This window comes from Brevibacterium aurantiacum (genome assembly GCF_007558825.1).
In the GTDB taxonomy this organism is placed as follows: domain Bacteria; phylum Actinomycetota; class Actinomycetes; order Actinomycetales; family Brevibacteriaceae; genus Brevibacterium; species Brevibacterium aurantiacum_A.
On sequence record NZ_VLTK01000019.1, the window covers coordinates 1 to 26,653 of the forward strand.

16 protein-coding genes are annotated in these 26,653 nt (G+C 58.0%); 1 reads left to right on the forward strand and 15 read right to left on the reverse strand.

The features are described from left to right. Positions 1-9 precede the first annotated feature (9 nt). The 10 genes from FO013_RS20450 to FO013_RS20495 all read right to left on the reverse strand — a co-directional run bounded on the left by FO013_RS20450 (position 10) and on the right by FO013_RS20495 (position 15,866). Positions 10-1,773 (reverse strand): ABC transporter ATP-binding protein, encoded by a 1,764-nt coding sequence (locus tag FO013_RS20450; protein ID WP_222103690.1) that lies wholly within the window; start codon positions 1,771-1,773, stop codon positions 10-12. Then, a complete protein-coding gene (locus tag FO013_RS20455) occupies positions 1,770-2,690 on the reverse strand; it encodes an ABC transporter permease (RefSeq protein ID WP_222103691.1) in 921 nt (306 codons plus the stop codon). The genes FO013_RS20450 and FO013_RS20455 overlap by 4 nt, the downstream gene beginning before the upstream one ends. Continuing rightward, positions 2,687-3,640, reverse strand: coding sequence for an ABC transporter permease (locus FO013_RS20460; protein WP_143924409.1), 954 nt, complete (start codon positions 3,638-3,640; stop codon positions 2,687-2,689). Before FO013_RS20460 ends, FO013_RS20455 begins: the two co-directional genes overlap by 4 nt. 1 nt (position 3,641) lies before the next feature. Further along, entirely contained in the window at positions 3,642-5,189 is a 1,548-nt protein-coding gene (locus tag FO013_RS20465; RefSeq protein WP_143924410.1) for an ABC transporter substrate-binding protein, read from the reverse strand. Next, positions 5,186-6,136 (reverse strand): TetR/AcrR family transcriptional regulator, encoded by a 951-nt coding sequence (locus FO013_RS20470; RefSeq protein WP_260848303.1) that lies wholly within the window; start codon positions 6,134-6,136, stop codon positions 5,186-5,188. Before FO013_RS20470 ends, FO013_RS20465 begins: the two co-directional genes overlap by 4 nt. Before the next feature lie 106 nt (positions 6,137-6,242). Continuing rightward, positions 6,243-7,520: a CDP-glycerol glycerophosphotransferase family protein gene (locus tag FO013_RS20475; protein ID WP_143924411.1), complete on the reverse strand. Its 1,278-nt coding sequence runs from the start codon at positions 7,518-7,520 to the stop codon at positions 6,243-6,245. Further along, the gene (locus tag FO013_RS20480; protein WP_186293240.1) at positions 7,478-8,914 is read right to left on the reverse strand and encodes a polysaccharide pyruvyl transferase family protein; all 1,437 of its coding nucleotides are present in this window, start codon (positions 8,912-8,914) and stop codon (positions 7,478-7,480) included. The genes FO013_RS20475 and FO013_RS20480 overlap by 43 nt, the downstream gene beginning before the upstream one ends. After that, a complete protein-coding gene (locus FO013_RS20485; RefSeq protein WP_143924413.1) occupies positions 8,844-12,476 on the reverse strand; it encodes a CDP-glycerol glycerophosphotransferase family protein in 3,633 nt (1,210 codons plus the stop codon). Before FO013_RS20485 ends, FO013_RS20480 begins: the two co-directional genes overlap by 71 nt. 110 nt (positions 12,477-12,586) lie before the next feature. After that, positions 12,587-14,017 (reverse strand): bifunctional cytidylyltransferase/SDR family oxidoreductase, encoded by a 1,431-nt coding sequence (locus tag FO013_RS20490; RefSeq protein ID WP_222103693.1) that lies wholly within the window; start codon positions 14,015-14,017, stop codon positions 12,587-12,589. Between the two features lie 232 nt (positions 14,018-14,249). Beyond that, positions 14,250-15,866: a glycosyltransferase gene (locus FO013_RS20495; protein WP_186293241.1), complete on the reverse strand. Its 1,617-nt coding sequence runs from the start codon at positions 15,864-15,866 to the stop codon at positions 14,250-14,252. A gap of 711 nt (positions 15,867-16,577) precedes the next feature. On the opposite strand from FO013_RS20495, the gene FO013_RS20500 reads away from it, so the two are divergent. Next, complete coding sequence (locus FO013_RS20500) at positions 16,578-17,873, forward strand: CDP-glycerol glycerophosphotransferase family protein (protein ID WP_260848304.1); 1,296 nt, start codon at positions 16,578-16,580, stop codon at positions 17,871-17,873. Between the two features lie 34 nt (positions 17,874-17,907). Here FO013_RS20500 and FO013_RS20505 read toward each other — a convergent pair whose 3' ends face one another. From FO013_RS20505 to FO013_RS20525, 5 genes are all read right to left on the reverse strand, one after another. After that, positions 17,908-19,797: a glycosyltransferase gene (locus tag FO013_RS20505; protein WP_143924416.1), complete on the reverse strand. Its 1,890-nt coding sequence runs from the start codon at positions 19,795-19,797 to the stop codon at positions 17,908-17,910. Between the two features lie 46 nt (positions 19,798-19,843). Then, on the reverse strand, positions 19,844-22,504 hold the full coding sequence (locus FO013_RS20510; RefSeq protein WP_143924417.1) for a glycosyltransferase family protein: 2,661 nt from the start codon (positions 22,502-22,504) through the stop codon (positions 19,844-19,846). Between the two features lie 109 nt (positions 22,505-22,613). After that, entirely contained in the window at positions 22,614-24,728 is a 2,115-nt protein-coding gene (locus tag FO013_RS20515; protein WP_186293242.1) for an acyltransferase family protein, read from the reverse strand. 164 nt (positions 24,729-24,892) lie between these two features. Continuing rightward, positions 24,893-25,816 carry a glycosyltransferase family 2 protein gene (locus FO013_RS20520; protein WP_143924419.1) on the reverse strand — a complete coding sequence of 308 codons (924 nt, stop codon included), beginning with the start codon at positions 25,814-25,816 and terminating at the stop codon, positions 24,893-24,895. Beyond that, positions 25,813-26,643, reverse strand: coding sequence for a CDP-alcohol phosphatidyltransferase family protein (locus FO013_RS20525; protein WP_260848305.1), 831 nt, complete (start codon positions 26,641-26,643; stop codon positions 25,813-25,815). Before FO013_RS20525 ends, FO013_RS20520 begins: the two co-directional genes overlap by 4 nt. Positions 26,644-26,653: the final 10 nt, after the last annotated feature.

Here is a 26,653-nt window from a genome sequence, read left to right on the forward strand (position 1 = left end):
CCCGAGGTCTCAGAATTTCGGCACGTCCGCGATCAGCGTGCGCGTGTACTCGTGCTTCGGAGTCTCCAGAACCTGGGCAGTCGGCCCGTAGTCGACGATTGTGCCCTTGTTGAGCACAGCGAGGTTGTCCGCGATATGGCGCGAGAGCGCAATGTTGTGCGTGACGAACAGCATCGCCAACTGGTGTTCCTGGCGCAGCGTGCGCAGCAGCCCGATGATCGAGGCCTGCACGCTGACGTCGAGCGCTGAGGTGATCTCATCGCAGACCAGCACCGAGGGCTGGTTGACCAAGGCTCTGGCGATCGCGGCTCTCTGCCGCTCACCACCGGAGAGGTCACCTGGCCGACGGTGATAGAAGCTGCGCCCCAGACGTACAGAGTCCAAAGCTTCTTCGACCTTTGCCTTCCGGCTCGCGGCAGTGCCCTCACCGCTCATCTCCAGGGGAACGGTCAACGATTGACCGATCGACCGGCGCGGGTTGAGGGAGGAGAACGGGGACTGGAACACATACTGAATGCCGACCCGCTGTTCGTTCGTCCGCTTCCGCGTCGACTTCGCCAGCTCCTGACCGCGCAGCCGCACAGAACCGGAGTAGTCATCGTTGAGCCCGGCGACGCAGCGGGACAGAGTCGTCTTGCCCGACCCTGATTCCCCCAACAGCAGCGTGCAGTCGCCGGGTTCCAACGTGAGGTTGATCCCGTCGAGGATCTGCGCCTTCCCGTAGGCCAGTGCCACATCCGTGACCTGCAGCAACGGTGCACTCGCCGAGGTGGCTGCACCAGCCCCTGAATCCGCAGACCCCTGCGCCCCGGCAGCTTCGCTCGAGTCCTCGGACTTCGGCTCCCTGTCCGAGACCAGAATGTGCGTGGCCTTGGATTCGGGCTCCGGTTCCGCTGCCGCACCTTCGCCGATGGTCTTGCGACCGGCAAGGTCCGGCACTGCGGACATGAGCATCTTCGTGTACCCGTGCTGCGGGTCCTGGAGCACGGAATCCACCGGGCCCTCTTCGACGAGGTCACCGCGCAGCATCACTGCCACCCGGTCGGAGATGTCCTTGATCACCGCAAGGTCGTGGGTGATGTAGAGACCGGCGACATTGTTCGCCACAGTCATCTGCCGGATCGTATCGAGGACGACGGCCTGCGTGGACACGTCGAGACCGGTCGTAGGTTCGTCGAGGATGAGCACATCGGGGTACATGGCAAAGGCCATGGCGATGCCGATGCGCTGCTGCTGACCACCGGAGAGCTGGTGCGGCCACCGCTTCTGATAGGCCTTGTCACCGGGCAGTCCCACATCGACGAGGACTGCGGCCACCCTCTCGGTGCGTTCGGCCTCGGAGCTGCCGAATTCGTGGATGTCGAGGACCTCACGGATCTGCTCGCCCACCCGCATCGCAGGGTTCAGCGATAGCGCAGGGTCCTGGGGGATGTAGGCGATCCGCGACCCGCGCAGGGACCGCACAGCCACCTCGTCGAGTTCGACCACCTCGACGGCGGTGTCATCACCGCGAGGCCACAGGCTCACGGACCCGGAGGCGAACTTCAGCCCCTCCCGGAAGTGGCCCATGCAGGCCAGACCGGCTGTGGTCTTGCCCGATCCCGACTCCCCCACGAGGCCGAGGATCTCCCCACGGCTGAGCGCGAAGTTCACGCCGTGGAGGATCTCATTGCCGGCAGTCGTCGCGATCTTCAGATCGGTCACACGCAGAACGATCTTCTCATTGGGAAGGTTCGCATCATCATGATGGACCGTGGTTGTCTCTGTGGTCATGATGCCTCCACTGACGTCGATGCGGTGGCCCTGGCGAAGGAGTCCGCAAGCAGGTTGGTGCCGATGGTGAGCAGCGCGATGGCGATCACCGGCAGCAGCACACCCCAGGGTTGGATGCTCAGCGCGATCCGGTTCTCGTTGATCATCAGACCCCAGTCAGCAGCGGGCGGCTGCAGTCCGAGTCCCAAGAACGACAGAGAAGCGATGTAGCCGATCGAGTAGGTCAGGCGCAGCCCGGCTTCAACACTCAGCGGCCCGGTGATATTGGGCAGCAGCTCACGCAGCAGCACCTTCCACCGCGGCATCGCATACATCTCTGCGGCGAGGATGTAGTCCTCGGTGATGACGCCCAAAGTTGCTGAGCGTGCGACGCGGGCGATGCGCGGGGCGTGGGTCACGCCGATGACGGTCACCAGCACCCACCCTTGTGGACCCAACACGGTGATGGCCAGCAGCGCGAACACCAGCTGTGGGACGGCGAGGATGACATCGTTGAGGCGCATGATGATCGCATCGAAAGTGCCGCCCACATAGGCTGCGAGCATGCCGATGATTGCGCCCAGAATCATGCCGAGCGCCGTGGCGAGAACCGAATACACGATGAGGGTGAGCCCACCGGCGAAGAACCGGGAGAGCACATCACGGCCGAGGTTGTCCGAACCGAAGAGCCCATGCGGGCTGAAGGGCTTGGCGACGAATTCGGTTGCCGTGTTGCCTGTCGCCCAGGGCAGCAGCAGCGGTCCGCAGAAGGCCAGGAGCAGGACGATGATGGTCAGTGTCAGACCGATCTTGCCCTGCTTCTGCGCCAGCACGCGCTTGAAGAACGGCGTGTAGGTGGTCTGTGATTCCTTGGGCACCTCACCACCGTCGACCGCTGCGGATTTGAGGTCGTCGAGGCTATTCGTGTTCGTGCTCATGCTGCACTCCTCAGCTTCGGGTTGGTGAGGATGCCGACGATGTCGGCCGCCAGGTTCACCACGACGTAGACAGCGGCGACAAGCATAGAGATCGCCTGCACGACCTGCACATCACGGTAGGTCACCGCATCGATGAGCGCTTGGCCCAGACCCGGATAGCGGAACAGGAACTCGACGACGACCACGCCGCCGGCCAACCACGCCAGCTGGATCGCCACGACCTGCGCAACCGGTCCCAGCGCGTGGGGCACAGCATGGCGCATGATGACACGTGTCTCGGGTACGCCCTTGAGTCGGGCCATCTCCACAAAACCGGAGTCGAGGACTTCAATCATCGTCGCGCGCATCATCCGCACAATGTAGGGAGTGACGACGAGGATGAGGGTCAGGGTAGGCAGAATGAGCTGCTCGGGTCGACCCCACACGGGTTCGCCCGGCGGAGCCAGGGTCACGGCCGGCAGAATCTGGAAGACGGAAGTCGCGAAGATCGCGATGAGGCCGATGCCGATGACGAACTCCGGCATGGCTGCGAAGACGAGGCTGAGGCCCGTCATGGCCTGATCGCGTCGGCCACCACGGTGCAGTGCCTGGTAGACGCCCAAGCCGATGCCCAGAGGCACAGAGATGATGGCGGCCGCGGCCATGAGGATGAACGAGTTTCCGACTCGCTCGCCGAGAAGCTGCGCCACGGAACCGCCGCTGGCCGTCGAGGTGCCGAAGTCGCCGACGAAGAGTCCACCCAGCCAGGAGAAGTATCGCTGCCAGGCAGGCTGGTTGAGACCCAACTGTTCGTTCAGCGCCGCGATGCGCTCCGGAGTGGCCTGCTGGCCGAGAATGGCTCGAGCCGCATCGCCGGGCAGCAGCAACGTGGCGCCGAAGACGAGGAGGGAGACTGCGAGGAGGATGAAGGCGGAGAAGATCAGCCTGCGTCCGATGACTTTTCCGAACATGTCACACCTTTCCGATCCATACGCGGTCGAACCGCCAGCCGCCCAGAGGCCGCCCGGTGGAGTTCTTGACCAGCCCGCCGACGTACTTTTGGAAAGCGTCGACCTGGTTGGCGAATCCCCACACGATGTAGCCGCCTTCGTCGTAGAGCATCTTCTGCAGCTCGTGTTCGCCGTCGCGTCTCTTCTCAACCTCGGGAATGCCGCGGACCTTGTCGAAGACCTTGTTGAAGGCGGGCTCGTCCCAGTGGGTTTCGTTGAACGGCGACTCTTCGAGAGCGCAGGAGATGACCTGCGGCAGGAAATCTCGGGTGTACCAGAAGTCCTGCGCGAAGTCCCACTGCAGATATTCCTCGCCGAAGAACGTCGTCGCATCGACCCTGCGGATCTTCACCCGGATACCGGCCTCGGCGGCCTGCTGAGCGAAGACCTGAGCGGATTCGACGGCACCGGACTGAATCGGAGCCGTCACCAACTCGACGTCGAGACCATCGGGATAGCCCGCCTCGGCGAGGAGCTTCTTGGCTTTGGGAATGTCCTGCTTACGCTGCGGGAACTCGGGATAGTTCTCGCTCAGCGGCCCGAACATGTCGTTGCCGATGGTGCCGAAGCCGGACAGGACCTGTTCGATCATCTGCTCCCGGTCGACGACGAGGCGGAAGGCCTGGCGCACCTTGACGTCGTCGAAGGGCTTCTTGTCCACGCGCATGGTCAGCGGCAACCACATGCCGGTCTCGGAGTTGAGAATGGCCATGCGTTCATCGGCGGCGATGACCTCGACCAGTGCCACAGGGATCTGCGCGATCGCGTCGACCTGGGTTGAAAGGAGCGCGTTGATGAGTGCGTCTGAGTCGTTGAAGTTCAGCAGCTGCACCTCGTCGAGGAACATCTTGTCGTAATCGAAGTAGTGCTCATTGGGCACGAGCACCGTCGACTGGGCCGGGGTGAACGATTTGAGTTTGAATGGCCCTGAACACACGGGGTTCTCCGGGTCGTAGCCTTCAGGGACGATCGCCGCTGTGTATTCGGCGACTGCGTCCTTGAACAGTCCGTTGGCCTCACTGAGGTGGAACTCCACGGTGCGGTCATCCTTGGCGACGACTTTGTCGAGCATGGAGAAGTTCGCTGCCGCGGTCTTGGGATCATCGGGGTCCGTGATCCGCTTGAAGGTGAAGATCACATCGTCTGGGGTGATCGGACTGCCGTCGGAGAACTTGATGCCCTGCTTCAGGGTGCACGTCCAGACGGTGGCGTCGGCGTTGGATTCGAAGGACTCCGCCAGCAGCGGCACAACCTGAGAGTCGTCATCCCACCCATAGAGCGCGTTGTACAGGTTCACGGCGCGGCAGACGTCGCCGCTGTTGACCGGAATGTGGGCGTCGACGGTGTCCGCGGAGTTGCCTCCCGTGACTCCCACGCGCAGGCTTCCGCCCTTGACTGGTTTCCCTGCGTCGGCGGCACCGACTGAGCCGCCCCCGCAGGCGCTCAAGCCGGCGAGTGCTGATATCGACAGCCCCGCCCCCAGCGCTTGTCTTCGATTCGGTGTGTTCATGTGCCTTCTTCCTGCGGGTGCGTGCCAGTGAGAATGTGGGCATCGAGGTACTCATCGAGCATGCTCAGCGCCTCCTCGTCTGTGATGGGCATGTGCTGCGTGCTGCGGGCGACGCCGAGTCCGTCGATGAAGACGCTCAGAGCCTTGACCATGAGACTGGTGTTGCCTGTCCGGATGGTTCCCTGGCTCTGGCCGGCAGCGACGACGCCGGTGATCATGTCGAGCCATTCGGAGTAGACGGCAGTGAGATTGCGTTTCGTCTGGTCATCCGATTCCGCCCGCGCCCAGCTCTGGATCCAGATCGACCACACCCTGCGAACTGTGATGTCCACGCCGGCGTGGACGCGGGCGAAGTGCCGCAGCGTCGCGACAGGGTCCGACGGCTCGTTGAGGTCGCGGACCCCGGCGATAGTCTCGAGTGAGTACCGCAGGGCGGCCTGCAGAAGCTGCGGCTTCGTCCGGAAGTGGTAATTCACCGCTGAGGCGCTCAGCCCACACGCCGCCGCGACATCCTCGGCGCGCACGTTGTCAATGCCCCGATCCGCATAGAGCTCCCACGCTGCGGAGACGATCCTCCGCCGGTTCCGGGTTCCTTTGGACATCCACTCGCCCGACTCTACGGGCGGAGGAGGAGGCACCATATCCGTCAGGACGGCGGAATCTGAAGGTTCGTGATGCATCTGGCCAATAGCCCCGCGCAGAGGCGGCCGTGCCGAACGTCCGGTCGTGAGCCAGTCAGCGGTGACGTTGGTCAGGGTCGCGATGGCAGAGATCTCCTCGACCCGGAATTTCCGTGTTCCGGCGAGGGATTTGGAGAGTTTGCTCGGCTCGATGCCGATTTTTCGGGCGACCTCGCTGTGGTTGATCCCCGCCCCGGCGATGGCCTCGCGAAGACGGTCGATCAGGGTCTGCCGACCATTTTCTGCACCTTCGCTCGTCTCAACCACCACTACAGTCTGCACATGTGTTGCGATTTTGGCAATACTTACTGAGCCATTGTGTAGTTTTTCGTGATGTTGCGACCGTTGAAGCTTGAAGCTGTGGAATACTCAACTACCTGTCGGCGATAGCTTCTCTCGCCTCACTTCGTTCGTCGATCGCCTCACCAATGGCTTGAATAAATGCGGTCGTCGACCGCCCCTCCTCTAACTCTCCGAAGTAAAGGGCTTTGAGTTTCAGACGCGCTGCCAAAGCAGATTCGTCTGACCGGGCGATGCCAAGTTGCTTCGGGAGATCGTGAATCGTACCGGCAGAAACCACTGCAAGTTCGGCACCGATCGGTGAGGACTTCTGCATTCTTTCCGTGTCACCGTGTCGGTCAGTGAGGATCAGGCCCCTGTCGGTATGCAGGTAGAGGAAATCAAGCCCGACGCTCGAGACGTCGGTGATGAGAACATCGACATCTTTGAACAGGTCGAAGAGAGCGTGATCAATTGAGACCACGTGCCCGGCGTTCTCAGCGTTAGCGTCTTTCAGCATTCGCCTGATCGATTCGTCTGCCCGCAGGACCTCAGACGTTCCCATCTCTGCCATCCGCGGGTGCGGCCGATATATCACTCGAACGCCAGCACCCAGCAGCCCGCGGATAATGTCGGGGCCAAGAAGGTCCAGTGAGGTGAAATTATTCGCTTCGTTTTCACCCTGCCACGTAGGGGCATAGAGGACCGTGAGCCTCTCATCAGGAGGCAGCACCGAAGCGAAGTCTCCATCGAGTGGCGGCCTTCCGATTGATACCAAATTACCTGGGTTGAGTCCCCACAATGCAGCAAGGCAGCGGTCCTTTGCTGCTTGACCGGCGACGAGCACTTTGTCGTAGGCCTTCAGCTGATTCGAGATCGAGCTCGTTTTGTCACTTTCACCGTGGTCAACATGTACGTGGATGATCGAAGGCTCTGCCATCGATTGGAAATTGCGCATACTGTTGTTGACGTAGATCGCCAGCTTGTAGTCGGCGTCCGCATACAGATCGATGAGGTCGGGTTGCGTCTCCGCCAACACCACCGGGAGGTGGGTGACTTGGGTGACGAGTGAAAAGGACTCTGCATTCCTTGTCACGACGACAACTGGCCGACTCTGACTGAGTTCCTCAAACGCCGGCAGCCACTGCTCCAGTTGGTACATCTTGTCCGGGCTATCACCGAAGTAGGCAATGACATCTGCAAACCGGCGGGAACCATTGAGCTTGATGCCTTTCCTGCGAGCCGGACCGCTGTCGCTGACCAAAGACTTGAGATAGCGGCCCGCTTTCGAGTCCAGCACCACTCTCGCCGCTTGCCGAAGTCGCCTCTTCATTTCCGCAACCCCAGCTTGCGCGCAGTCTGCCTCCGCCACGAGCCGATCAGGCTTCGAACCTCGGATTCGAAGGAGAAGCCCGCAACCTGCTGTTCCAGTCCTTCCACCCGTTTTTCGAGCGCGGTCTGTTCCCGGTGTAGGCCACGGACTCGATCGAGAATAGCGGCTCGGCCTTCGCCCTGAGCCGCATAAAGAGTAGTCACCATGTCCGGCAGTTTTGCGGCCGCAAGCCTATCGTCAAATTCTGTGGCCGTATCAGCCTCGGTCAGCGCATGACGCAAACCGTTCTTCTCCAGGAAGGCTGCCAACGTCCGTTGAACCTCCGGAATCCGCGAGTTGTATTCGGCATAGTCCGTCTGCTCATACAGCTGCTTGGCATCGGTCTTCGAACTCAGATCAGTCACCTTCAGATGAGGGATGGCATGATATTCGGCAAGTTCGAGGGTGCGGGAGTCGTGTGCCAACAACATAGTCGGCACTCCGGCCAAGATTCCTGCAATTGAACCATGGATGCGACTGCCGAAGACGAAGTCGAAGTCGGTGAGATAATCGACCCAGGTACGAGGATCGAGCGGAAACCTCATTCGGTCTTCGGTGTACAACGGATGTGCAACATGAGTGGGGTTCCAACGACTCTTCGGCGTCGCGCGGTCTTCTCCCCACACCATCATGTTGAGATCTTTGAGATTCTGAGGGACATAGACAAGATTCTGATAACTCTTCGTATGCGATGCGACGAGGGCGTTGAGTTTGCCCACATAGGGCGAGATCGTCATTGCGATCCTCGAATCATCAGTCAGAGACGCCGCAGTCTTTTCAATGGGCTGGGGGTCCCCGTACATGAAGACTGAAGGACAGCCGATCACATCAACCTGATCGTCGCCGAATCCCAATGTGGCAAGAAACGCCGCAGTCCGTTCGCCACGGACACCGACGCTTGCCGAGCGCTCCAGGACCTCCGCCATGAACGACTGAACGTCACCATTGAGCTCCTCGTCTGCCTGGCCACCTTCGAGCTTATGTTGGCTACCCACTCCGATCACTGTCACGGGGATCTTGAGCCGCTCAATGACTTTCGTCAATCGTTTCAGGGCCGGCCTGAACGCCGGACGAAATGCGTTGGCCAGAGGGATGACGAAGTGGTCGAACGAGTCGTTTATCCAGGCAGCGTACTCCCGTGTGTTCTGGGCCCTGTGGCTGGCGTATCGATCAGGTGTGATCGTCACCCCAGGAGCCGAGAGTATGCGATAGACGGACTGACCGAACAGAAGATTACCGGAGTTGTTCGCAATCGTGTTCGACTTCAGAACCTCCGACGCAGATACGAATTCCCACGGCTCTTTCGAGGCCCTCAGCAAAATTTCAGTCATTGCTTCCACCTTGATCTGTATCGAAAACGCCATCATTGCTATGACGTTGCTGTCCCGCTGCAATCATCTGCCTCGAGGCATCGAGAAACGCATCCGCGTATGTCTCAGCGGGAAAATCACCAAGATAGTACTTTCGCATGCTGTCACGCTCGGAGCTTTTGACATCGTTGACGAGCAGACCATCGAGGACTTCGGACAGGTTCGTCAGGTCTTCTTCGAGGACGTAGGCGGCCTTTGCAGCAGGGACCTCGTTGAGGAGTTCTTCTCTGGTCTTCGCGACAGAGACGACCGACAGTGGTTTTCCCGACTGCAGGTAATCGGTGACGACAGCCGAAACATCAGAGATCATGGCATCTGATGCGTTGAAGCAGTCGTCAGTCGTCATGTCCTTCTCTGCTGCGGCTCCCCAGATATGCTGGCGGCCGCTGACTTTGGCATCGGCGGCGAGAATCTCCTGGATCTCGGCGATGTACTCCTTAGCTCGCACATATCGGTAGTTCAGTGGATGCGCTCTGAAGATGACAGCGCAACCTCGTCCAATGAGCTCGCGGACGATGTCAGTTCCTGACGGAAGCGAGTACAGCTCTGAATCTTGGTAGGCACCCTTCCATGTGGGGGCATAGAGCACGGTCTTTTCGGTACCGGAATCGGCTTCGGTCCCATCGAACTTGATCTGATCGACTTGCGGCCGGCCCACGATCTCGAATTTCTCACGCGGAATTCGGACGCCATGCCGCTCGTAACGATCGATTCCGGCCTGACCTGCAGCGAAGATGACATCGTAGATCGCATGGACCGGATTGAAGCAGGCAGGCTTCTCAGAGTCTCCATGATTGAGCCATACATGCTTCATCTCTCGCCGTTCGATGAAGTGTGTGTTCTTACCTGCATTGTTGACATAGAACGCGGCACCGACCGATGGAGTGATCACCTCTTCGAGGCTACGCAACGTCGGGCGGTTGATCACCGGAGCATCGGTGATCTGCCCTGCAGCCCTCATCATCTTCAGGCTACGGGTGACAACGATAAATTTCTGACCGATCCGCTCGAAGTACGGCACCCACATACCCAACTGATAGCTGATCCCGACATTCGAGCCGAAGTAGACCACGAACTCCGCGCCGTACTCGTTCAGTAAGTCGTGCAGCCTGCTTTCCAACCGGAGACTGCGCATCCCGCGTTTGAGACCGGCCGCAAACAGAGCAATTGCGAGCACTGTCGGAACAATGGAAAGAACCAGAAGCAGGTACTCGAGCACGCCGAATATCGCGAAGAACCAGCCCACAGAAATCACTATCGCGTTAGCAACAGCAACTACGCCCCGCCCTATCGGTTGGAACCCGCGGGTCTCGGCATTCGGCAAATTCCGCGCTTCGAGTCCGGTCACCTTCCACGATTTGGCCAGACTCGACTCCATGACAATGGTGAATGTCAGGATGGCGACACACGTATTCACGGCCCAGCTTGACCCGAATTCGTACTCCCAAAAGCCTGCAAGAACTGCGGCTCCAACTGCTCGTGCAGAATTGCTCGCGCGCAGCACTCCAGCCAATCGGCTCTTCGATTTGAGGCTGCGACGATGAACGAAAAGGAAGCCGAAGCCAACCAAAATCCCTGATGCGCACACCAGCAGAGTAGGAGCTTGGGCCAAAGCAAAAATGAGAGTTAGCGCTGCAAATCCAGCCGGGACGAGGGTTCTTCCGCCGAGTTTTCGGTAGATCAGTGACAGAGTGGCTGAAGCGGTTTTGGAGTCAGCCAGGTCCGCGTCTGTTTCCAGTGACGCTGTTTCTGTGTCGTCGGATGGGTCGGCGCTTCCTTGCAGAACTCCGTTGCCTTCAAAGCTCGTCTCAGGCTCGACATCGTCTACGTCACTGTCTGGCTCGTCGATCTCGTTCACTCTGTTGTGAGTATCGGTGACCATGCGTGCTGCTGCAGATACGAAATTCTCAGCGTAGCCTTCGTCAGGAAAGTCGCCGAGATAGAAGCTTCGGTACTGCAGTCTGTTCTGTCGATCAGGGTCCTCCTGCAGAATCGCGTCGAGCACCTCGTCGAGGTTACTTAGATCCCCATTGAGGACATAGGACGCTCGAGCGATCGGATACTGCTCGATGAAGTCGTCGCCCTGAGCACTCACTGCTGTCATAACAAACGGTTTGCCCGAATATAGATAGTCAGACACCACACTTGAGACATCGGAGATCATGGCGTCGGACACGTTCATGCATTCGATGACATCCATGTCCTTCTCGGCAGCATCACCGAAGACATGCTGCCGGCCACTCCTCGCACGATCGTCTGCGAGGGTTTCTTGGACCTGACGGATAGTTTCCGCATCTTCTTCGAATTCGTAGCTGAACGGGTGTGGACGGAATACCACGATCATTCCCCTGTTGATCAGCGCAGAGATCAAATGCTGAGCAACAGGTAAGGAGTGGAGCATCGTCTCATCGACATGTCCCCGCCAGGTCGGGGCATAGAGCACCGTTGAACTTCCGTCGGCGGGAAGCTCAGCAGTCACCTCGACGGTTTCCAGCTGCGGCCGTCCCACAACTTCGAACTTCTCAGGCGAAATCGTCACTCCATGCGCCGCATATCGTTCGGTTGCAGCTTGGCCGGCTGCGAAGATCCGGTTGTACATCGCGTGCGTCGGATTGTAAGACGGCGGCTTATCGGAATCGCCGTGCCCCAAATACACGTGCGTGTATTCCTGGTGCCGGATCATCTCGCCGTTGCGAGAGGAGGCATTGACATAGAACACGGCACCCAATGAAGGAACCAAGGTCTTTTCAAGGTCTGCCGATTTCGGGCAGGTGATGATCGGAGCGTCTGTCAGCTCAGCAAGAGCTTTTGCCGGGATATTGTTGCGGGTGATGATGGCGAACTTCTTCCCGGTTCGTGCCAGATAGGGCAACCACATCATTACTTGGTACGAAGCGTCGTCCGGCCTTGAGGTATAGACATAGAACTCTGGTTGGTAAGTTCTGATGGCATCTTGGAGATCCATCTTGGCTTGAGCATTCCGACGGATCCGACGATATGCAGCGACCGCCAGGGCCAAGTACAGACCGTCGAGGACGAGCGTAGCCACAAGCCAAACCCACGGACCAGATCCGGCCCAGGCAGTCAACGCGCCGAAGACGATGACAGCCTCACTCGCAGTGAGCAGCGGCCCGTCATAATTCTTCAACGGCGCATAGGTACGGATTCCTGGCAGCCCGGAGATGAAAGTCTCTTTGCTGTTCGTTCCTTTAGCCAGCAGACTCTCGAAGAAGATGGGACCGACCACTGCAACTCCAGCGATGGCGCTCAACAGGCCTTCGGTAACATCCGCCGTCGCAAATGCAGTACTGACTGCAATTGCCAATACGGCTCTGATGACTGCGCGATGGCCCAACCGTGAACGCTTTCTCCACAGCCGGAAAGTGTCCCACGCTGCTATTGCCACTACGCCGACGATGAAGGGCAGCGAGGCACCATCCGCCGACGCAATGAACACACAACCTAGGGCCAGCAACGCCAGCGCACCATACGACGCAAGCGAGGTCAATGCACTTCTCAGGAAAGCTCTGGCCGGGCCGTTGCCAGCGTGAATATCCTGAGACGACGCGAGATCGGTATCTGTCACTCTGTACTACCTTGTCTGGTTCTCAACTCCTGGACCGAAGACATCCGAGGTCAGCTGGTCCGGAAGACCGAAACCACATAGTTTCGGACTAGCCTAAAAAATCAATGTGATCAGCCGACGTCGTCTGCATAACCTGCAAGCGGGTCCTCGCGGCGGACATCAATCACATGCCCCGTCTTATTGGCCACCAGCACCTCGAGCGAGGCCCTGGCAACAGTCTTTGATTCCAGAAGCGAATTCGGATCTTCCTCGCCGAAGGCTCTGGTCCGCATCGGCGTTCCTGTTCTTTCGGGATTCACGCAATTGACCCGAACCTTCTCATTAGCCCATTCATCGGCCAGTGCCTGTGTCAGATTCACGGTTGCAGCCTTCGCCGAGCTGTACAAACTGTAGTTGCCGCGGCCACGAGTGTAGGAACTTGACGTAAAGAGCAGCAACGATCCTTGTGTCTTGACCAGTTCCGGGTAAAAAGTCTGTGCAAGCAGAATCGGTCCGATGTAGTTGATCTCTGTGGCTTCGTAGATCGTTTCATCGCTCGTATCTTCCAAACGGGCAAGCGGCAGAACGCCTGCCGTATTCACGACATAATCGACACGACCTGTGTCCTTCACGATCTCCTCTCGAGCAGCAACGAGATCCTCACGATTATTGATATGAGTCTTCGTCGTTGACCGAGAGAATGTCTTGACTGTCGCCCCGAAATCAGCTGCCAGTGCGGCGATGTCCGCGCCGATTCCATAGGAACCGCCAAAGATAGCTACCGTCTTGCCTGTCAAAGCACTCTTCAGCTTCTCTTCTGTTACCGCATGTTCGTTTCGTGCAGGCAACTGGAACAGCTTGTCCGCAATGTAGATGTCGATCGGTTCAGTAACCTTCATATTGCTGTCGTCACCGGTGACGACAGCAATTGGCACGTCCGGAGTGTAACGAAGCACGACTGTGCAATCGTCGGTGGCCTCGAAATTGGGGTCCTGGTTAGCGAGCGCGTAGGCACGTTGAATGGCCGACAGTTTGAAAGCCTGCGGAGTCTGACCACGGCGCAGATTCGCGCGCGTAGGCACATCCTTGATCACCGGGTAGGACCCGGTGCCGGGTTCGACCTCGATGATGGTGTCCGCCGATGGAATTGCAACGTCCACGGCATCATTCGTTTCCAGAGCGAGAACGACGTCATTGATGATCGAGGGAGCAAGCAGTGGTCGCACTGCATCATGCAAGATGACGTTGGATTCCTCGTCAAATTGTTCAGAAATCGCGTTGAGAGCCACTTGAGTCGTATCGTTACGAGTCCCCGAGCCCTCCATGACCAGTTTGACCTTTTCGAACCCGTTCTTTCGAACGATTTCGTGAACTTTGTCAAGATGACCCCGAGCCATCAGAACGATGACTTCGTCAATCAGCGGATGGTCGTCAAAGAGGGCGAGAGTGTGTTCCATGATCGGACGCCCCGCAATTTTGATCAGTTGCTTGGGCGTGTCGAGACCGATCCTGGTGCCGACGCCTCCCGCGAGGATGACCGCGATATTGCGTGTACTTTCCAATGACCCACTCCCAGCTACTTCGCCTCGGAACATTCGCAGTCCCGCGAACAACGGTTGCAAGTCTACCAGTGCAATTTTGCCTGTAGTTCAATTTGAATTCACTCAATCTCTTGAGCGCCTCGCGGCCGGCTCTCCCTGCCGTGTGGCATCACTTAGCAACAGCGAGCCCGGCGGATGGGCTCAATCAGAGCGCGAAACCCGGGTGCACCACACTGCCAACGTAAGAAAATGATTATCGGCCCGAGACGCTGACGCTGAAATTTCCGTATTCCGTCCGATACCATTTCATTCCGCCAGCCTCGAGCGCCTCGAACTGCTCTTGTACCTTCACGCGCACTTTGGATTCCCATGCTGCACCCGGCTTGCGAACGAAAACGTCAAATGTTTGCTTCTTTGACTCGTCGAACAGCTCGCATTCAACATAGAATCTGTATTGTGCCGACTTGCCTCTACCACGCTTGACCTCTGGCCTATTGATGCGCAAAAAGAAGGTATTCGAGCGCCGTGATGCCAATACAAGTTGCAAATGTTCTGCGGAGACCGATTCTTCATCAGCAAAAGCAATAGATAGCACAAATCCGGCGTCGACGGCTTCTAGAGAGACTTCGCGCGAGCGAATATATCTCTCATCACGGAACGGCTCAGGATCGACAATCGACGTTGACTGCTCAATTGCCTTCTTCCACTCCGGATAGATACTTTCGGAGAGAAAATCTTTAGCGCGCGTGACAGCAGATTCGCGCATTAACTGCCGATTACTGGGCTCCGCTCCGAGAAATTCGACGATATGATCCGTCAATGCCTTGACGTCGCCCTGCGGCACAACATACCCATTAACCCCGTGCGTGATGATATCTCGAGGACCATAAGTAATGTCATAAGTAATTGGAACGCACCCTGCAGCCATTGATTCCCGTACAGCCAGCGGCAGTCCCTCGTGCTTGCTTGTCAACAACGAGAATGAAGATTCTGCCAATCGCTTTGGTAAATCATCTACATGCCCGTTGAACATCACCGCGTCGTCTGCTCCAAGTTCAGCGACAAGTTCTTTCAGTCTGCCGAGGTCATTTCCTTTTCCATAGATATCCAGCTTCAGCCCGGGGAACTCCTGCCGCGCTTCAGCCACGGCACGTATTGCATGATCAATCTGTTTGAGTTCCACCAGACGGGCAACAATACATCCCCTGAGTTCATCTCGATATCCACCCTCGGGGTATTGAAACGCGCTCTCCGAAATTTCGCTCGGCAGAAGTCTCATCTTTTCACCGGAGAATCCCCTGTGCGCTAAATCGTCAATCTGCTGCCGACTCTGCACTGCAGTGAAATCATAACTGTCGAAGTTTCGAAAAGACTCTAGACGATTGGATACTATTTCGCCATTTCGACCGCGCTCAGGCCGTTTTAACTGAGAAACGTGCAGATAGTGAATCATCACGAAATCACGAGGTCGCAGTTCATGTGCGAAGACCGATACCGGCCCGGCATCGACGATGAAGATTGCTGGTCTGCGGACGATCACGTGATCAGTCCACTGCAGATAGAGATCCCTAGCCCTGTCCCATTCAACTAGAGGCTCCCCGTCAGTTTGATACAGAATCAACCGTCTCGAGCCGTTTGATTTTATGTCTATCAGAAGAAGCGACCCATCGGGCCGATAGTGTTCCTGACGAATGATGGAACGGCTCTCACTGTCTCTGTACAGTACGTACAGTGGTGACAACTCAGTTCTCACGCCTACAGGCGCCTCAACGGGGCCTGTGACGGCGTTGCCCTTGAGCGCTTGGAGCTCGTCATCGTTCCAGCCTCTTATCTCAGACCAGAGATTCCTGATCTCAGTACGCTCGTCCATGATGCCCATGGCAACTAGCCGTTCGTGAGTAGCCTCGGCGTCGTTATTCGGCGCATATGTGAGAATAGTGGCCGATTGAACGTGCCCATGCTTCAAAAGACTGTTTGTCCTTCGAATGACAGCGCGGGTCATTCCGCCGAAGTCAGCGAATACGCTCCATAGTCCGGAGTAGACGTGCGCGTCTGCCAGTCGGATCTGCTCGCTCTCTCTGTGAGGCCGCTGTCCGCTGACGATCTTCTTGACACTCGCAAGGGCCCTACGAATTCCGGTCAATTGAGCACCAATCCTTTGAAGTCTTAGTTCTGACCATGATGCCAGTGGCGAGGTCTCCTGTGCCGTATTGCTGTCGCCCAACTTGGTGTCGGCCCAAGAATAGTTGGACAGCAGATTGAACGATGACTTCCATCATGGGGCTTAGGGAGTCGCGCAACTTTGCCGCATTGCCGCTACAGTCCTCATTCTTCAAGGACACGAAGATGGCTCCCAACAACCCAACACAATTCTGCCTCGTTTGCACGGGTCGACCAACTCCTGGCTTTTCCCGCCGCGTTGCTCGGAAGGCCCACTCCCCATCAAGCAACGATTGATAGAGCGCAGAGGACCCCTGCAGATTTCACATTCAAATTTTGCCCGTACGATTATGGGTGACATCGTTGCCTATAGCGATTTGCTGTCCAGAACGAGCCTGCTCTGTATCTTGAAAGGTCCACAGTGAAGAATCTGCTTCGTAAGACGGCGTTGAAGGCTGTGCGATCATCTGCCTGGAAGAACACCAGCAAATGGATCCGCGGAACCGAACGTTGGAATCAGATGGAGGACGAATACGACGGCAGCTACGTCAAGGCCGAAGTCGTCGTCTATTTCGGTGACCGCAAACCCAAGTTCTATCAGCTCGATCAGTGGCTTCCAGTGCTCGAGCAGCTGCATAGGACCCACAGGGTAGTTCTCGTGTTTCGCAAGCCTTCAGCGCTGAACGCAGCCCGCGAGGTCACGAACCTGCCGATGGTCCTCAAGCGCAAATTCGACCCCCTGCAGACCTTCTACCACGCCAATGACTTCCGCCTCGCCCTGTACGTGAACAACGGAATGACGAACTTCCAGTCCCTCGGATTTGCTCCCATGGTCCATGTTCACGTCAATCATGGCGAATCGGACAAATTGAGTATGGTCTCCAACCAGGCCAAGTCATATGACAGAGTCTTCGTCGCAGGCGACGCCGCAATCAACCGTCACCGCATGTCGCTCGCCGATTTCGACGAATCTTCCTTGGTGAAAGTTGGACGCCCGCAGTTGGACATCGAGCGGCCCTCTGAGCTGGAACCCTCACCGAAGACGACGATCATGTACGCACCCACGTGGGAGGGAGAGAATGACGCGAACAACTACACGTCGGTCGACCTTTTTGGCCCGCAGATCGTCGAAGCAGCATTAGGACTCAGCGATGCTCGTGTCATCTACAAGCCTCATCCTCGGGTCAATGCTTCGAAGGATCCGGCCATGGCCGATGCCAATGCCCGTATTCTCGAGCTCATCGAAACAACGAACGAATCAATTGCCGACGAGTCTCTCCAGCACCAAATCCTGCTGGAGGGCGACATACTGGCGATGTTCGACACTGTTGATCTGCTCGTCACGGACATCTCCAGCGTCGGTCTCGATTTCCTCTACCTGCAGCCCAGCAAGCCTCTGATTCTGACCGACCGCCGCGACGACACGGCCAAGCTCAACGACGAGGCGCCCATCAGCAGGGCCACCCCAATCATCAACAGCTCGACGGTCGCCGAGGCCGGTGTTCTGCTCCAGGACATGCTGAGCGACGACTCCTCGGCTGATGCTCGCAGCGAACTTCGGAAGTACTACTTCGGCGAAGGCGAGAAGGGAACGTCCACTGTTCTCTTCACCCAGGCGATCAGTTCACTCATCGCCGAGAGGACCGCAGAGATGGCGGGCCATCATTTCGAAATGCCCACCAACGCCGAGGCAAACGACGAGGCAAACGACGAGTAAGTCTCGTCGTTCACCTTCGGGCGGCGCGGAGGCCTCAGGCTCGAGGCCGAACCGACAGGTTCCCGTGTTTCGTCGAGTACCACTCCCGGCCTCCTGAGCGTGCTGGGATGAACTCCTTTGGTGTGCGGATTCTGCGTTTGCCGTTCCACGGGTCATGAGGACGCCGAAGGAAGACATCGAAGATTTCGCCGTCAGACTCCGAGAACTTGCCATCATCGACGGAGAACGTGGCAACAGTCACCCGGCTGATTTTTCGCGACTCAATCTTCGGCTTGGAACACAGGAAATACGAGTTCAGCGTACGTCCCGTAAGGACCAGCTGCAATCCTGCCGCCGTCGAATCAGCAATCTGGTTGAACTCGATTGCCACCTGCGATCCGTTCGGGGTAGGCGTCACGCTCACTGCCTTCACGCTGATCGCTTCGCCGCTCTTGCGGGGGTCAACGGGCAGCAGGGGCACGGGTTCAAGCTCTTCCAGAACTTTCTTCCACCGCCGGTATCCCACCTCGGGAAGGTAGTTCGCGACGGTGTCCACGGCTGCGGCACGCATTGACGCCACACGTTCCGGTTCGATCTCGAGGAAGCTCTCGATCTGATCTGCGAGCCCATCGATATCTCCACGCGGAGTGATGAACCCGTTGCATCCCGACGTCACCAGATCTTGAGGACCGTAGGTGATGTCGTAGACGATCGGCACGCAACCGGATCCCATCGACTCCATCATGGCCAGAGGCAGGCCCTCGCTGGTACTCGTCAGAACTGAGAATGACGCGGCTTGCAGACGCGCAGGTACGTCATTGACATACCCCGGCAGTTCGATCCGATCGCCGACGTCAAGCTCGGTGATGAGCTTCTCCAGACGCGGACGTTCTGCGCCCTCGCCAAGGACTGTGAGAGTGACATCCACCCCTCTGTCTTTCAGCTTCGCCACGGCTCTGATCGCATGGTCCACACGTTTGAGACCGATGAGGTTGGCAATCATCACACCGCTGTTCTGCAAGCGATCAGTCGGGGCTTCGTCAACCACTGCGGTCGGCGGAAGCTCCCCCGTGAGAAGTCGGATGTTCGCCCCAGAGATGCCTCGGGCCCTCATCGCCACTGCCTGCTGTTGCGTCTGCACCCCGACGACATCGAAGCGATCGAAGTTGCGCATGGTCTCCACGCGCCGCTGAAGAAATTCCCCGTGTGCGCCGTTCCACGGTTGCCGAAGATGGGAACCGTGCATGAACAGGATGAGGGCGAACTTTCGATCAGTGATCTCATGGACGAATTCGCTGATCTTCTTGTCGTCGACGATGAGGACTGCGGGGTCTTCGCTGATGACTGATGAAATCCACGAATTGTAGAAATCTCGAGGACGCCGCCACTCTGCCATCGGCGCTCCTGCCGACGAGTAGAGCACGAAGCGTCGGCCGATCTTCGGGTCACTGACATCAGCGAGCAACAGGCTGCCATCGGTTCTCAGATAGTTACGACGGAGAACGCGGCCACGGCCAGGTGCACGGAAAACATCGTAGAAATCGGTGATGCTCTCGACCTCTCCGTCCTCCTCTGGAACGGGATCGGTCGGGGTCATTCCTCCCAACTCTGCACATTCCGAGTCAGACCTCCCCCGCAGGTCCTGCCAGACGTTGAGCAGCTTGAGCGATACGTCAATCCGCCCCTCGGACAGCAGACGGTCTCTTGCCTCGTCCGCATCCATCCGTGGGCTGAAGGTCAGCAACGTCTGAGACAGCGGTTGACCGAAGTTCTCAAAACTTCGTATCCGCCGCAGCGCAGCAGTCGTCATTCCTCCGATTGACTGCGGTATTCCCCAGGTCGCGCTGTACACATGAACGCGGTCCGTGCCGGCAACGACCGCACGCCGCGGGACTTCAGTGCCGCCCTCCGACACCGTTCGGAGCAGTCGCTGGAAAAGGCTCATCGATGCCCTCTCTCAGCGGCGGTGACAGTCATGAACGGCATCGTGCTCATGCTGGCAGCGCCATGTTGCCGAAGTGACGAATCTGACCGCGCCAGTTGACGATCTTAGGGCTGTCCGTAGTCTCCCAGTTCGCTCGGATGTTCCATTCGGGAGCAAGCTCCGTGTACTGCCCACCAACTGCGAACTGAAGCGAATCTGTGTAGTTGATGCCGACGGTCTTCAGCAGTCCGAGTACTCGCTCGACCACGTTCTCGCTCCGAAGGCGGGCGAGGTCGAGAACTGCGATCTGCGGATCGAACACGACGAAGTCCTCGTTGAGTGTGCTGTGGCTGGAGAAGACGAAGTCCAAGGCCCCCACGTGATCCTTCTTGAAGGCGCTGGCCACGCGACGCATGAGAGTCAGTCCACTGGTCCGTGTCTTCCGGACGTCCTTCTTCGCACTGAGAAGCGCAGAGCCCAGATTCAGACCGACGAGTTCTGCGATGTCCGCAGACACCTCGGCCGCTGCGGGCAGCACCACAAGACGATCATGGTTGGCGAACAGCTGCGGCAGGAGAGCCTGCACAACATCCTCCCGCGCGCTGACGCCCGGATAGGACACAGAATCGAGGAGATGAACGCTGCCCTGGGTGAGGCTCGAATCGATCTCGGCGATTCGCGAATCCTCAATCGCCCCCGATGCCAGCCACAGGCGATAGCGGCCGGATACGTGTTCATCGATGGACTTCGCCGCCGTTGCGACAAGATACTCTTCGCCCTTGTTCACAGACAGGTAGACATCAGTCGTCCCAGCTTCCGGCTCCGGTCGCTGGACTGTACTCAGCGCGGACGCAATGTCAGCACTGGTGGCATCGGGAAGGGCCGAGTCAGCCAGATACGCGTCGGCGGCTGACATATCCTCTTCGGTGATTTCGATCCATTTGGCGTAGACCTCTTCTTCGGCGGCGCCCTCGGCGATGAGTGGAATGATGATCGACAGTTTGTTCAAAATGCCCGAGCGGATGGCGTCGAACTCTGCGTCGTTGATGCCGTAGAGCCCGCCGAATCGAGAATCAGACCTGTTCTTCGGCTCGAATTCGACCTCGGCTCCGACCGAACGTGCGGGAAGATTAGCGTGCAGGCGCGAGGTCAGGACGCGTGAGTACTTGTATGCGTAGTCGGCGACCCAACTGCGAGCCAGTTCGATGTTTTCAGGGAACGATTTGTCCCTGATCGCGGTGACTGTCTGCTTCTTCGATGGCCCCTTTCCACCCTTCATCCAGTCGACGCGCAGGGTTCCCGACCGCTTGTCGTGCTCGCGAACAGGGAAGACTGTGTCCACCGTTGTCGTCAGGCAGCCAGAGAAGAAAGCCGGGACTCCGACCGCGCGAAGCAGAGCCACTGACTGCCAGTCACGGCACCCCACAGGCCCGTACTTCTTCAGGTAGGCGATCGCGTCAGGAGTCAGCATTTCGGGGTAGCGCACGAACACTGAGAGAAGGATCGGACGGAGATTGGGATGGAACGGAATGTTGAATGATTTGCCGAAAATGTCATGCATGTACCAGCCGAAGGCGATGTACCAGGTGTCTTCTGGAATGTCCTGGTAGACGTTGCCGTCGCGGTAGACCTCGACGAGGTTGAGCTCTGCTTCGGGCCCGGCGTACTTGCGCTCGGGCTTCACCGACTTGCGCAGCTCGGTGAAAAGGTTAGTCAGCCCCTTATCACCAGTGAACCCGAGGTTCTCATACCTGAGAAGGTGACCGATCGAAGCCAGCGTCTGAATGTAGTCTCCGATGTTCCGGGAACGGATCCCCGGCTGGTCGTAGCTAAGAACTCCGAAATTCCGTTTGCCAGGCGTCGTCGGCAACGGCTGCAGGTGAATTCCGCCGGGGAGCCATTCGCGCATCCGCTTGAGTTCGTAGTGGACGGCTTCGTTGAGCTTGTCCTCACCCCAGGCTAGTCGGCTCTCGATCAAGGTCCGGACATGGTCGAAGGCATCAATGCAGAAAGCGGATTCCGCTGTCCGGAGCACAGCTTTGGAGCTCCATTCCTCCGTATAACCCTTCTGATTCGATTCCTCGATCAGCGGCAGCGCATTGTCGCCGAGAGTGTCGATCGCGGTCGGATAGTATTCGAGCGCGGCAGCCGTGATGAGTTCGCGATCCTCGACGCGCTCGAACTCGGCCCATGCGGACTCTGAATCTGAGGACCCCTGGTAGGCCATTCCCAACAGGACGCGACCGATCTGCTCGTGGCCGGGACGTTGGCGCAGGTTCAGGCCGATCGACACTGCCTCGCCATGGAGCCCCGCATCAATCAGCGCCCTTCCGGCTTCAACCATTGAATCGCCGAGAGAGGAACCACTGATCAATGACTCAGCAAGAATCGAGTCTGCGTTCAGCCGCGCGATCTCGCGAAGTTTGGAATCGACTTCCTTCTTCGCGGGAGCAACGGTCCAGCCATCGATATCGGCTGCGGTACGGCCTTTGACCGCCGATGCCAGATTGCGATACGAGCGCGCAGTTTCGAGCGCGATCTTCTTCGCACCTTTGGCGCTGGACGGCGAAGCGGCTGCTCCGGTTGCACTCCGTTCACGGACATACCTCGTTCCGGAGGCACGCTCCACAACAGGCAGGGCACGGCGAGCGATGCCATGGACGACAGGCTTCACCAGCTCTCGTCCCTTGCTGATGAATGTGTCCTTCGCATTTGGCTGATTGCTCACTCGCCTAGTCCTTTACAGATGATTGGGTGATTGGCTGATTGTATCGATTGTGCATGTCGTTGAAACGCTGATATCTGGCAGATCCGGATAATCGACACCTAATGTCGCGTCATTCAAACGTCTCCAGCCCTGTATGTCTGAGCCGATAGTCGAACTGGGGAGCCAGCGTTTGTGCGTACGTTGCCGTGATATGTGCTGTATCGAAGTACGTGATGACTCCGCCGATGACAGGTTCGCAACGACCACCGGGACAGAACCAATCTTGAGGGTAGATGATCGACATGTGCTTCGAATCGATCGACTTGGCCGCAGCTGCAAGCGGATCCATCCAGTGCCACGATTTCGGTGTCCCCGAGCACTTCTCCAAGTCATCTTCATGCTTCGCCACACAGTCTGGGACCTGGATGTCGGCTCCGCCCGGATACGGCGTGTCCCGAATAACCACGACGTCGAGTTTCGCATCTACCCAGCTCTGCAGGATCGATTTGTGTCCATCAGGTGCCTGCTGTTCAGTCTCTTCCCATGATTTGCCCTGCAACGGGGTCGACTGTCGCTCAGAGGTGACTACCGCATCGAACCCGCCAGAGGTTGTCCGATCGACGACCCAGTCAGCGTATTTCTGACAGCCCTTGATACCTTCCGGTGTCTTGATGTCTTGGGGCAGGGTGGAGATGCTGCAGTTGGAAGCGAGGAACGTGGTAATCGTCCAATCATTCTTCTCTGCTAGTCGTTCTAGGGTCGGCAGCCAATGTCCCGCATGCGAATTGCCGACGAGTGCGACCTTCTTCTTGCCATGTCCATAGGTGCATTCAGGGTGGCCCCTATACGGAGAACTTGCCCAGCACCCGTCAGCGTAGGCTTTCGACTTGTCGTTCTTCGCTGCAGCCGGCTCCATCATCATCGATTTCGTGTCCTCGCACTTCGGGTTGTCCTTAGCACTGGGAAGCAACGACGCCGCTCCCAAACACGAGTTGGGATCATCCATCGCAATCTGAAGATCGTCCTGATTCTCCTCCACGATCCTGTCCGACACCCACATCTGACTCAACCCGAGAGCTCCCACGAGGACCATGGCAGCTACAGCGAAGCCGAAGGTCCTCTTCTGCCCTCCGAGGACCGCGGTCTTCCGGAAGCGATTCTCCACCCACGTCGTCGAGGCCCAAGCGACTCCGAGTGATACGAGGATGATCACCGCCTTGTCGAGACGACCCAGGTTCTCAGACAGTCCCATCTTCGTCGACAGATATGGAACAAGAACGATGAGTGGCCAATGCCAGAGGTAGACGGAGTAGGAGATATCACCAAGAAACCGCGCCGGGCGCAATGACAGCACACTCAGCACGGAAAAACGTCCCCGCGAATCAGCGAGAATGACCAATGCCGTCGACACCACCGGGACAAGCGCGATATACCCAGGGAATGGCATGTCCGGCCGAATGAGGAAGGTCCCTCCGACGATTCCTGCCAATCCGACCCAACCGATCAGCGAGCTGAACGGTAGGCGCTTCGGGCGAACATAGGTAACGAAGACCGCGACCAAACCACCGGTCGCCAGCTCCCACATACGGGTCGGCGTAATGAAATACGCCATCGCCGGCTGGGCGATCGTGTACCACACAGAGAAGACGAGCGACGCAGTGAAGATGCCGAGAACAGTGAATCCGATGACCGCGTTCGACCTCCTCATCTTCGTCCCGATGAGGAACGCCAGCCCGATGATGACGGGCCAGATGAAGTAGAACTGCTCCTCGACAGACAATGACCAGAAATGTTGCACAGGCGACGGCGCATTGTCTGCTGCCAGATAGTCGACGCTCGAGTTCGCGAAGTCCCAGTTGACCACGTAAAAAGCCGCGGAAAATATCTGCCGTCCGGTATCAACCCAGATCGACTGCGGCGCCACCAGATACGTGGCCACGCCCACGACAAAAAGAACCAGCAGGGACGCTGGCAGCAATCGACGGATGCGCCGAGCCCAGAAGCTCGCCACGTCTTTCCACGTCCGAGGCGGCGATTTGATCAGGTGGCTCGTGATAAGAAAACCGGAGATGACGAAGAAGACATCTACCCCTGCGAATCCCCCCGTGAAACGGTTAGGCCACAGGTGATAGAGAAGGACGATTCCGACGGCCAGCGCCCGGAGACCCTGGATATCGGATCGGAATCCTCCCTTGCCCTTGCGACTATCCGCTTTCGGCGAAGCGTCATTACCGGTGGCCGTCATTTGCATGTTTCGCGTCCAGAACTTTTCTCAGTCGGTTGGCAGTGACTCTGTTGCAGTCGCTGTCTTATCTTCAAACTCGGAGAGGACACTGTGGGCTCGATGGAGATTCATCTTTCGGCACCTCACGGTGCCCGCCAGACCAATCAGTGTGCTCATTCAGCGGTTCAGATGATCGGTGGTCGTCCGTGCCGGGACATCCTCAAAACACCTCGGCCGGACAGTTTGCGAGGTTCCTCGTCTTCGCTCCACGGGTCGAGCCTCCAGCCTTCTTTCCAGCCGGTGAACCATGGCTTGAGTTGTTCAGGCTTGTTGGCCCATTTCAGACACTGCATCACCGTCCACGATCCGACATAGGCCCAGTTGAATGGCCACGGCAAATTCCGTCTGGCCAGCCACACTCTGTTGCGAGCGTTCATGTAGAAGTACTCGTCGTGTCGCCTGGGATCGATCACCGGGTGTGCCACGGAGACGTCACCCATGTACCAGACTGTGTAGCCGACGTCCCATACACGCCAAGCCAATTCGATTCCTTCGTGTGCGTACCAGAACGGCGCAGGCCATCCGCCGCATTCGTCGAATGCCTTTCGCTGCATGCAGACAGCTCCTTCCCACACAGAAAAGACGTTCGACGAATGGTCAGCTTCACCCTTCTTCAAGCGAGGAATCCATCGCTTCGGCGCTTCGGGGCCCCCGGGTTCCTCCACTCGCGGCTGGACCAGTCCGATCTTCGGTTTGGTGCGCATGAGCTGTGCCATGCGCATCAACGTTGTGTCATCAGGCAGCCATGCGTCGTCATCGAGGAAGAACAGGAATTCCCCATCGACATGCGGTACTCCGGCGTTCCTACCAGCTGGTATGCCCAGGTTCTCAGGAAGCGCAAGCTTCTTGACTCCGGCAGGGATTCCCCCTGGTTCCCAGCCGTTGCCCACGCACACGATGTCGAGCTCGACGCCCTTCTGTGCGAGCAGCGTCTGGAATCCACGATTCAGATCATCGAGGCGCTTCCCCTGTGAGAGGACGACGACACCGAAGGTGTACTTCCGTGTGGATTCGAATCGCTGGTTGAGGATTCTCGTCTTTTCAGTCATGACAATCTCCTCGAGGCCATAATCGACATGAAATGTCCGATGACAGATAGGAGACACAAGGGCACCAGAATAACGACAAGCCAACGCTCACCGAACAGAGGAGCAGCACCAGCCGACGCAGCAATAATGGTGACGATGCTCGCAACCAAAGCGAGGAGCGACATCTCCACAGAATGATAGATGCGATGGAACGGTACGAATCGAGCTGCTCTTTTGAGCTTCGCAACAAACCCCGGGTTCAGCGCAGTCGCCGCTTGTGAGTCCGCGAGTTTGTCCAGACCATTGAACGCCCTCGAGACATGAACCATGTCATTGAGTGCTTTGTTCAGCAAAACGAATCCAGCCAGGACGGTTCCGGCCAGCAGGTAAGGGTAGGTTCCAGCGGGATCGTCTCCAAGGTTCTTCCACTCCCCCACCGCTCGAATGCCCAGCGCTACAGCGACTAGGCCTTCCGTAGTGTAATGCCCGACTTTGTCGAGGAAGACGCCCTTTGCTCCGCTGGTCCCGCGCCATCTGGCCACTTCACCATCGCAGCAGTCGATGTACATCTGAACCTGGGAGAAGAAAACCGCCAGGACTGCTCCCCAGATCCCAGGAATCAGCAAGCTGGCCGCAATGCACCAACCGGCGAGGATCATCAGACCTGTGACTCCGTTGGCACTGATCCTCGTACGTACAAGGATCATCGTGAAATAGATCGAAAAGTGTCTGAGATAGAGCTGCGCGCTCCAGTGCTCGGCGTTCTTACGGCTGCGGACCTCGATGGGCTGAGCTTTAGCTCGAAGCTCAGACAAGGTCGGGTGGCTCTGCGGTTCCCGTGTAGACACACCCGCTCCT